General features: G+C 57.9%; 9 protein-coding genes and 1 pseudogene. 4 read left to right on the top strand and 6 right to left on the bottom strand.

Features of this window, described 5'->3' with window-relative positions:
- Positions 1 to 319, bottom strand: a pseudogene (locus tag H288_RS33320) (IS256 family transposase); the annotation flags it as partial.
- A gap of 170 nt (positions 320 to 489) precedes the next feature.
- Between H288_RS33320 and H288_RS35435 the strand changes: the two are divergent.
- Entirely contained in the window at positions 490 to 819 is a 330-nt protein-coding gene (locus H288_RS35435) for a hypothetical protein (RefSeq protein WP_146074080.1), read from the top strand.
- A gap of 51 nt (positions 820 to 870) precedes the next feature.
- Here H288_RS35435 and H288_RS0131240 read toward each other — a convergent pair whose 3' ends face one another.
- Positions 871 to 1,134, bottom strand: coding sequence for a hypothetical protein (locus H288_RS0131240; RefSeq protein ID WP_158684278.1), 264 nt, complete (start codon positions 1,132 to 1,134; stop codon positions 871 to 873).
- Between the two features lie 554 nt (positions 1,135 to 1,688).
- Between H288_RS0131240 and H288_RS0131235 the strand changes: the two genes are divergently transcribed.
- Positions 1,689 to 2,129: a cupin domain-containing protein gene (locus H288_RS0131235; protein ID WP_051123812.1), complete on the top strand. Its 441-nt coding sequence runs from the start codon at positions 1,689 to 1,691 to the stop codon at positions 2,127 to 2,129.
- A 634-nt stretch (positions 2,130 to 2,763) separates the two neighbouring features.
- Here the strand turns inward: H288_RS0131235 and H288_RS34610 are convergent.
- Positions 2,764 to 3,219 carry a nuclear transport factor 2 family protein gene (locus H288_RS34610; RefSeq protein ID WP_081636609.1) on the bottom strand — a complete coding sequence of 152 codons (456 nt, stop codon included), beginning with the start codon at positions 3,217 to 3,219 and terminating at the stop codon, positions 2,764 to 2,766.
- Between the two features lie 355 nt (positions 3,220 to 3,574).
- Between H288_RS34610 and H288_RS0131230 the strand changes: the two genes are divergently transcribed.
- Positions 3,575 to 4,357 carry an alpha/beta hydrolase gene (locus H288_RS0131230; protein ID WP_026605474.1) on the top strand — a complete coding sequence of 261 codons (783 nt, stop codon included), beginning with the start codon at positions 3,575 to 3,577 and terminating at the stop codon, positions 4,355 to 4,357.
- A 593-nt stretch (positions 4,358 to 4,950) separates the two neighbouring features.
- Here the strand turns inward: H288_RS0131230 and H288_RS0131220 are convergent.
- Positions 4,951 to 5,574, bottom strand: a complete 624-nt coding sequence (locus H288_RS0131220) for a glutathione S-transferase (protein ID WP_026605473.1) — start codon at positions 5,572 to 5,574, stop codon at positions 4,951 to 4,953.
- Positions 5,575 to 6,269: 695 nt separating this feature from the next.
- On the opposite strand from H288_RS0131220, the gene H288_RS34605 reads away from it, so the two are divergent.
- Positions 6,270 to 7,526, top strand: coding sequence for a cupin domain-containing protein (locus H288_RS34605; protein WP_081636608.1), 1,257 nt, complete (start codon positions 6,270 to 6,272; stop codon positions 7,524 to 7,526).
- 326 nt (positions 7,527 to 7,852) lie between these two features.
- Here H288_RS34605 and H288_RS35430 read toward each other — a convergent pair whose 3' ends face one another.
- Both H288_RS35430 and H288_RS0131215 read right to left on the bottom strand, forming a co-directional pair.
- Positions 7,853 to 8,146 carry a hypothetical protein gene (locus tag H288_RS35430; protein ID WP_146074081.1) on the bottom strand — a complete coding sequence of 98 codons (294 nt, stop codon included), beginning with the start codon at positions 8,144 to 8,146 and terminating at the stop codon, positions 7,853 to 7,855.
- A 73-nt stretch (positions 8,147 to 8,219) separates the two neighbouring features.
- Positions 8,220 to 9,082, bottom strand: an 863-nt coding sequence (locus H288_RS0131215) for an IS3-like element ISMex11 family transposase (protein ID WP_106735968.1), incomplete at its 5' end; no start/stop codon positions are given.

Below are 9,082 nucleotides of genomic sequence, written 5' to 3'. Positions count from 1 at the left end.
CGCCCATTTCGGCAGGATGGTCGAGGTGAATCGAACCCGGTCCTCAGACCCGCTCGTACCGCGATCCCGGACACGGACGCGCGACCGGCACCGGGCCGATGCCGGTCTGGATCGCCCACTCCGGCCCGTGACCGTGCCGCACCAGCCGGGCCCGTCCATCCTGCAGTCGCAGGTCCTGCATCGCGCTCAAGAACGCGTCCGCCTCCATCTCGACAGCTTGGGCGAGCAGGCGGCGAGCGCCGCTACGCAGCACCTCGGTCAGGGGATCGTCGAGGTCTTCGGGATGACGAAGTCGGACGACGTTGGTAGGTGTCTCCATGGCGTATCGCTCTCACTGAGAGGTTCTGGCAGGCTCGACACCCGCCTCGATACGCCGCCTTCAACACACCGTCGTCACCCAATCTCCCGCATGGCTCAGTGCTCAGTTAGCGTGTTCTCAATATTTTGTCCGTAGAGTCCAGTGCGAGTTGCTGGATGAGATCCAAGCCAATGTCGATCAGCATCGGCGCATCTGGTGCTAATGGCACTTACACACAGCCATTCAAATCTGCAGGCCAGGTTCAATCCGCGCACACGCCCCAGGTTGCACCGCAAACGGCTAAATCGCAGGCCTTGATCGTGGCAGCACAGCAGGCGCTCACAAAAGCTAACAGCGTGGTCGACCAGGATAGGCGCAATCACAGCCCGAGCTGTGTCGCTTGCGATCAAAAGCTGGTCGACAATGCTCAGATGCAGCTCTCTCAGGCTAGGGCAACCGCAAGCAATGAGTCGCCGCAAACGCTGCCCTCACCGGGTAGCATTGTTAATTTCGTGGCTTGAACGATCTGCTATCGTAGCGCAAACAGCACAATCGCTTCGGACCGGAAAGCATCAGGCCTGCTCCAGAAAGTCGAGGAACAGCAGGCCAACCGATGCGATAATGTCGCCGCGGCAGATGCGGCTCACGCACCATCCGGATGACCAGTTCCAGCGTGTATGGCAAGCGGGGCGGGTGCTGAGCATTGCCTCGCGCCGCACGCTGACCTCATGACCCTGTGACAGCATCAGAACGCCGGCCGGCAGCCAAAGCTCGGAACCGTGCAGCCCATCGCCGACGCTTTCAGCCGCCAGATCGTTGCACTTCTGATAGGCCAAACATTGGTCGGTCATACGCCGCTCGGCCGCGATCGGGACCTTCGGTGGTCTGTCCGGCACATCTAACTCCCACGCCCATCCCACAATCCGCCGGTAGGTCGAGGCGCCAACGTGGTCGAGCGGCGCTACCAGCCGCGCACGCCGCGACCAACGGGCTTCACACACCCGCCGCGTCTTGAGAGGCGGCTTCGAGCCACACGATTGTCGCTGGCCGGTTGGTGCGGCGGAGCCTCATGTTTTCTCACCCTATTGTTACGGGGCGACGCCAAACTGAAATCATACTGTAACGCGGCGCAGACGACATGGGCAGCCCGCACAGCGACCTCAGGCCTGCGGCGACTGAGTCAAGGATCTGCGATTTGGCAGAGTTTCGGTTCGGATCCTATGCGCCGCTTTTTCCGCCGGACCTAAGCTCCGTAAAGGCACGGCGGTCTGCCGCGTAAACCCGAGGCATATGAGGAGGCGCCAAGCCTGCCGACCGCCTCGGCACAAATTGCCACCTAGTGATTAGCCTGCCGAGGCTCGGTGACATCGACATTAAACATGGAGAACACATGAGTGTCGCTAACAAAGCTGAAATGCACGGTTTTGCAGTGGTGCGCGATAGCGCACCATTCCGGGGCAAGCAGGGCCACATCTATCGACCGGCAATTTCGGCCGAAACGGTTGAAGCCAAGGCGCTTCACATGCAGCTCCTGGAAATTCCTCCCGGGGAGCGCGCTCACGCGCACAAGCACGAGGAGCATGAAACCGCGATCTACATTCTGTCGGGCGTGTCGGGATGCTTCTGGGGCGAGCATCTGGAGCATCACGCAATCGCGGGAGCCGGCGAGTTCGTCTACATCGCCGCCAATGTCCCGCACCTGCCATACAATCGCAGCCGGACAGACCCGGTAATGGCGGTGATCGCCAGGACGGATCCGAACGAGCAGGAAAGCGTGGTTTTGCTACCGGAGCTAGAGACCAGTGTCGACTGGTCCAAGGCCGAAGAGTAGTCGTCCAGTATAGCCCAATCCACTCGCTGGCGAGCCGCGATAGGCTGAGGGCTGGAGGGCGCGAGCCAGGATACCGTCAGCGTAGCGCTCGACGGCCCCGTCAGCCGCAGTTCCGAATCGGACTCATGCTGTAGGAAGCGTCTTGGTGCGTGCAACGGATCGACGAAGCGGGATGCAGCGGCCCGTAGGTGCTTCTGCGTCGAGCGCAGCTTCTGCACCGGCCTTTCCCTTGCCAGACTTGGCTGCTCCGATGTCGGCGGCCGATTTGGAGCCACGCGACCAAGCACTCCCGCCGCGCCTGGAACCCGGGGAGGAGGCCATCTAATGACGTCTTCTCAGCGAGAGGAGATTGCCATAGGGCCTATAGCCTTGGCTAGAAAGCCCACATAGGCAGTTCAAAGCTTGGACTGTGTCAACGCGGCCAACGCTGGTTGAGAAGAACACACCCCCATTGGGCTCGACTGTAAGGGAGCAGCGAGATGGACGAGGCTCGCGGCTCCGGAATGTCTGAGCTTCAGACCGACGGATCCCTTCCGAGCGGAATAGGCTTCCAAGGCGACGAGGGAATTCCTCTTGTCGTCCATTCAGGTCACGATTTCAGGATAGATTTTATTTGCGAACAACGAGTTGTCGATCATTCAGAGCACTGCAATCCCGGCTTATCAATAAAAATATCCAATAAGCATATTTTCCAAACAGCATCGTCGCGTCGAAAATTGAATTGATATGCTCCGGACTCATCTATTTGTGATTTAAATGCCCTATAATCCGTACGGTCAGTATGAACAACTATGAACTGTGCTCTCACAGTGATGATTCCGTCGTGGAATGCTACAAATCGGTCGGTCGTCATATGCCGGGTACGGTGATTGTCTGACATTGGATCACGAAGAGCCGCCGATGCTTCCGCGAAGGCCTGCCCTCCGATAACTGGTCCATGCAAAACTTTTTCAAATTTGTTATTACTAGCGAGTACACGGATTGCGGCATCGTCCGTGAAAAGGCGGATCTGAGCCGAATGGTTGCGAGTGTCGACATTATTTAAATAAGAATAAATAAGATTTGATACTTCGTCAAAAGCAGAGATCATCGATATGTTCCTTATATCGGATTTGACATTTATGCATTAGATAATAAATGTCAACCGAATTTATGTTACAAATGTAACACGATATGGAGTAACCTTGTGCTATATAATCTTTTATATAGTAAATGTCTTAGCAAATGCTTAGCTTAAAATATTTTTGCGAGACTGATTTAAATTGAGCCGGTACATCTGCGAACTTACGCCCCAGGCGTCGAGTCCTCTTCTTCAAGGCTCCTGCTCAGAAGCGGGGAGGTAGTCGTAATAGGACCAAACAACCGATTCTCGGTGTAACCGCTCCGCGCAATCATGCGAATGAGGACTGGGCGCTGGATACCCGCAGTCTTCAAAATAGTAGCTCATGATCACACGCCGAAACCTAAACCGCACACTCGTAGCTGCCGCAACGGCGGCCTTGCTGCCCCGATCGGTGGCCGCTCAAGATTTGCCGCGGGCCCGTAATGTCGTGCTTGTTCATGGGCTCTTCGCCGACGGGTCGTGCTGGTCTGAGGTAATCCCACACCTGCAGGCGGCTGGGCTCAACGTCACTTCCGTTCAGAACCCTCTGACCAGCCTAGGCGAGGCGGTTGCCGCCGCCCGGAGCGTGCTGAGCCGCCAGGAGGGGCCGACCGTGCTGGTGGGGCACTCGTTCTCAGGGATGATCGTAAGCGAGATCGGAACGGACCCGAAGGTATCGGCGCTCGTCTACGTCGCGGCTCGGGCTCCAGATGCCGGAGAGGACTACCCCGCCCTGGCCAAGACCTACCGGACACCGCCCGCCACGGCGGGGATCGTGTTCGACGGGGACGAGGGGCGCCTGACCGAGGAAGCGTTCCTTAAGGACTTCGCGAACGGTGTACCAGCGCAGAAGGCGAAGGTGCTGTTCGCTGTCCAGGAACCGTTCTACAAGGCCTTGCTGACGGGCAAGACGACTCAGGCTGCTTGGCGGTCAAAGCCGAGCTTCTACGCCGTGTCGACCGATGACCGGACGATCGACCCAGATCTGGAGCGATTCATGGCCAAGCGGATGAAGGCGAAGACAATCGAATTGCCATCAGGCCACTTGTCTATGATTTCGCACACGCAGGCGGTCGCGAACCTGATCCTGGAGGCCGCTGGTCAGCGGAATGGCCATCGCGGCTAACTCCGGCTGCATGTTGGTGGGGCTCGGCAGGAATGTCAGCCGCTTCGTCCGCATCTAGGTTGTTCACCACGAGCCGACTCTGAGGCTGGTGGCCCGACACGCCTTGACCGGTCCAGCCGAATTGGGACCGATCTGGTCGGGAACCAAGATCTCGAAGTCATCATCCTCCGACCTTTTGACTACGCTACTGAAGCGGTTGCGCTGCCCCAAAGCGAGATCGATCCCGAGAGGGCCTACGACCCTTCGGTCCCCACGACGATCAAACCGCAAGGTTCAAACGAACGCGCTCAGTGGCCGTCCGTGATCAGGAGAGGTCGGATGGCCCAGGTCTCCGACATGAGGGTGGCCCATGCGCCACCCTCGGGATCCACAGCCTCAGCGACGACAAGGCTCAACGGCGGGAAGAGGCTGCAGTGCTGCCCGGCCGGGTGGCGACGGATCAAGGGGGCGATCTCGGTCCTGCGCTCGACCGCACCCGTGACGCATCGAAGCGTGAGTTCGCCGCAGTGACAGAAACCGGTAACGAGGGCGATGTCTGCCTTATTCAAACTCACGATCCCGGCGTGTCGTCTACACTCCACGATCGCGAACGCCTATCCGCGGGTTCCGGCCGCGAACCCTACAGCCGTCTTTTGGAAGGGGACAAAGCCAGGTAATTCCTCGACGCGTCGAAGCCAAATATTCACATTCCGGTAAGTAGCAAGGTCGACGTTTCCTTCGGGGGCAGACGAGATGTAACTGTAGAGCGCTGCGTCGGCCACGGTCGGAGACGCTGCCGCAATCCACCGCCGCTCCACCAACTCCTCATCAATAACTTTCAGGATCGCGTGGGACCGCTCGATGACTTCCTCGGCATCGAATTTGTAGCCGAATACCGTGATGAGCCGAGCGGCGCATGGTCCGAAGTAAATTTGTCCTGTCGCCACTGACAGCCAGCGTTGAACCGCCGCCGCTGCCTCCGGCTCCTCAGGGTACCACTCCCTCTTGCCGAACTTTCGCGCGGCGTAGACCATGATCGCGATCGAGTCTGCGACGATTGTGCCCTCGTCATCCAGCACTGGCACTTGCCCAAGGCGGTTCATCTTTAGAAATTCCGGGCTCTTGTGAGCTCTCGCGGCGAGATCAACCAAGACGAGCTCATGTGGGATCTTTGCCAGCGAGAGGAAGAGCCGCGCCCGATGCGAGTGACCGGAGAGTGGATGATGATAAAGCTTCATGTCCGTCTCTACTCCCTGAAACCATCTTGATCGAAGGCCGAGCAGGGATCTCTGCGACTTTTGCGCAGTTTAGAAAAGTGTCGCTCGTGACAATGCACTCTTCCGTAAAACGGAAGAGTGGTGCTCGTGATGGTGGCTTGGGGTTAACAACCTGTGCAGGCCAGGCACATGTTCGTGGCGATCGCCAATGCTCTCAGCTCGGCCCGTGTCGATCAGAGGCTAGGGATGTCTGCGCTGTTCAAAAGCAGGGCTTAGCGGACCACGAGCGAGCGCTGTGTGTCCGCCCGCGCATGAGGACAACACACGACGTGAAGTTGACAGAGACCTCGCCGACTACCTTCCCGACAGCCGCCGCAAATTTGTCCGACATCGGAAGCCAACGCCGTGGCAAGGTGCGCCCGCTATTTCGATGGCCACGCTTGTGGAGATTGTATAAGAGAGCCTACTCAATGAAAATTTATAATCTATAAAAACTGCTCCTCAGCGTCTCGTTCACAAAGTCGCGAATGATCGGGCGTCCTAGCCAAGACATTGAGGTTGTGGGCTGTATCAGCTAGCTGCGAACGAGCCGGTAGCGTTCAATAATCTGAAAACCAGCTCACAAATGAGGCACCAGGGTCAATCTAGACGCATAGCATCACGACGATCGGTCGGAGTAAGAACTGCTCGCCGAAACTGAATGCGTGAGTGTCACTATGAATTCTCTGTCAAGACGCAATCTTTTATCCGTTGGTGCCGCTGCCGGCGGTGCGATGGCCATAACAAGCGCCGCAGCACAAGGCGGAGGTGTTTTCGGCAACCCGGATCGACCAGCGGAAGGCCGGATTAATGCTTCTCCTGAAGCTTTCAGTGAGCCTGGCCCGAAAAATCCTTCTCTTGCCTCGCAGTTTCCATCTTTCCAAGATCCTCCCGCAACAGACGTAGCTGGAATGGATCTTTTTTGGGCCTCTTTCAACAATGCTCATAAACGTGTGCAATCCGGCGGATGGGCCCGGGAGGTGACACAGGGCGACTTCGCTATCTCTGAAGCTGTTTCCGGCGTAAATATGCGCCTTAGTGTCGGCGGCGTTCGCGAATTGCACTGGCATCAACAGGCAGAATGGGCTGTAATGGTCGACGGCAACTGCCGTATTACCGTTTTGGATGCAAAGGGTCGGCCAGCAGTCCGCGACGTCAAGCAGGGTGATCTGTGGTATTTTCCGCCCGGTCTTCCCCATTCACTACAAGGCCTCGGGCCATCTGGCGCGGAATTCGTTCTGGTTTTCGACAATGGGCGGGCATCCGAGTTTAATACACTCTTATTGACCGAATGGATGGCACACACGCCCCCCGAGGTGCTTGCGGAAAATTTCGATCTGCCAATCGATGCATTCAAGAAAATTCCGATAGACGATCTTTGGATTTACCAGGGGCCGACGCCGGCTGCTTTATCTGATGCACAAGAGGCCGTACGCACCCCGCTCGGAGAACCTGATGCCGAATTTACTTTCTCGATGACGGACATGAAGCCCAACAAGATTACCAAAGGAGGTCAAGTTAAGATTATCGATAGTAATAATTTTCCTATATCAAAAAACATCGCGGCTGCCCTCGTCACCGTGAAGCCCGGTGGAATGCGGGAGCTGCACTGGCACCCAAACGCCGACGAGTGGCAATACTATATTTCGGGTCAGGCAAAAATGACGGTGTTCAACACCGGTCCTCGAGCGCAGACCGCTGACTTTAACCCAGGGGATGTTGGCGTAGTAAAGAAAAGTCTCGGCCACTATGTTAAAAACGTTGGTTCTAACGATTTGGTATTTTTAGAAATATTCAAAGATAGTCAATACCAAGAGGTTTCACTTGCGCAATGGTTATCCTGCACGCCTCCTGATCTTATTGCTTCTCACTTAAACATGGATCCTAAATTGCTTTCAAAATTCAAGTCTCCCCGTGTCGTGGTGCCATCATGAGCTTCCATTGAGAGCGCGGCGCAAGCCGACTCAAAAACTGCAGTTCCGGCAGTAAGATCGTCGAACATCGAGCGAAGCGTGTAATCGAGAGATCTTATTCTGTCTGCTTTTCTCAAATAAAATAGGAAGGCGGATTGGGTGGATGGCTCCCGCGTCGAAGGGCTGCAACTTGGTGCCAAGATGTGGTTGCTGTCGAATATGCGGAGCCATTCACATTTGATGTTGCTTGCGCAATGTGTGTCCGGCTCTCGCTATTCCAACGGACCGAACTGCCCAAAACGGTCGGTTGATTGAGTGCCGTCACGGAAAGTGAAGGGTTTCGTGGGTCATTCCGCGGATGCGGTGTGCGGGGGGGCAGCCTGCCCGACAACACGGACGAAGTCACCGGGGGTTAGGAACTCCTGCGGGTTGTCGATGAGCCGTTCGGCAGTTGAAATACCCGAGCGCACTTCGACCTCGTTGCCGAGATTGCGGCCGAGCGTTACCGGCTTTAGCACGATCCGGTTATTGTCCTGGACCTGCGCGACGAGGGTGCCGTTGTGTGATCCGCCCCCTTTGAAGTGGTCCGCCCTTTGGTATGGTTTTTGAGCCAGTTGGAGTTGACCCGGTTTGTGGTCCACGGCCTATGCAAGTTCTCGGGCTGTGTGAGGGTCCCCCGGATTTTGGTCCGGCCGGAAGGTGAGCTTCCGGATCTCATTCGGCGGCCTGCAGGGCCGCCGCTAGGGCGAATTCCTGGGGTGTTCGCCACCCCAGGGCGGTGTGAGGACGGCTCTCGTTGTAGTGCCGCCGCCACGTCTCGATCTTGCTCCTCGCGTCGGCCAACGACAAGAACCAGTTCGCGTTCAGGCACTCGTCGCGCAGCCGGCCGTTGAACGACTCGACCAGCGCGTTGTCGGTCGGCTTGCCAGGCCGTGAGAAGTCCAACGTGACACCGTTCTCGTAGGCCCAGCGGTCGAGTGCCTTCGAGACGAATTCAGGCCCGTTATCGACCTGAATCGCGCACGGTGCTCCGCGCAGCAGCGTCAAGCGGCCGACGACAGCCGCGACCTGCTCGCCTTTGATGCCCTGGTCGACCTCGATCGCCAGAGCCTCGCGCGTGAACGCATCGACGACCGTCAGGGCCCGCAGCCGGCGGCCGTCGAACAGCGCGTCGGAGACGAAGTCCATCGACCAGCGTTCGTTCGGTCGGAGCGCAGCGGGCTGACGCTCACGGTGTGCCGCGCTGACGTGCCGGCGCGGCCGCTTGAGCCGCAGGCTGAGGCCCTCATCTCGGTAGAGGCGGTGCACCCTCTTGTGATTCACCCGCCAACCTTCCCGGCGCAGGAGGATGTAGATCCGATCGTCACCGTAGCGCACCCGGCTCTTGGCCAGATCGCAGATGCGCATCCGCAGCGGTGCCTGATCGGGCTTGGTCGAGCGGTAGCGGATGCCCGACCGGCCGACGCCGAGCGCGGCGCAGCCGCGCCGCTCGCTCACCCCGTGCGCCTCCTGAACCTGGTGCACGAGCTCGCGTCGCCGAGCAGGCGTCAGAGCTTTTTTGCGAGCACGTCCTGCAG

This window comes from Methylobacterium sp. 285MFTsu5.1 (assembly GCF_000383455.1).
Classification (GTDB): Bacteria; Pseudomonadota; Alphaproteobacteria; order Rhizobiales; family Beijerinckiaceae; genus Methylobacterium.
Note: the sequence above shows the minus strand (reverse complement) of the source record. Positions and strands in the feature narration are given on the sequence as shown.